The sequence below is a fragment of the Marinobacterium sedimentorum genome (assembly GCF_024267675.1).
In the GTDB taxonomy this organism is placed as follows: Bacteria; Pseudomonadota; Gammaproteobacteria; order Pseudomonadales; family Balneatricaceae; genus Marinobacterium_A; species Marinobacterium_A sedimentorum.
Map to the genome: position 1 here is coordinate 1 of NZ_JALDYX010000165.1, position 228 is coordinate 228.

Sequence of the window (228 nt, forward strand, 5' to 3'; positions counted from 1 at the left end):
GTGGCCCCAAATCGAAATGAGGACCGTGCGCTGAGGCTCTCCAATTCTGCGGAAATTGCCAGAAGTTCCTGCAACGTATCGTCGGCATTCTTTTCATTGCCGGTTGGGTTGGCAATCAGCCCGGTCAGGCTGGTTTCCAGTTCCGCCATACGCCCAGACATGGATCGCACCCGGCTGAGCCCCAGCATTGAGATCGACTTATAGGTCTCGATCTCGCACAGCCGTTGC

1 protein-coding gene is annotated in these 228 nt (G+C 56.6%); it reads right to left on the reverse strand.

All coding sequences use genetic code 11. The annotated features are described in order from the left end of the window. Window positions 1-228, reverse strand: a 228-nt coding sequence (locus tag MRS74_RS23735) for a DUF3422 family protein (protein WP_254582742.1), incomplete at both ends; no start/stop codon positions are given.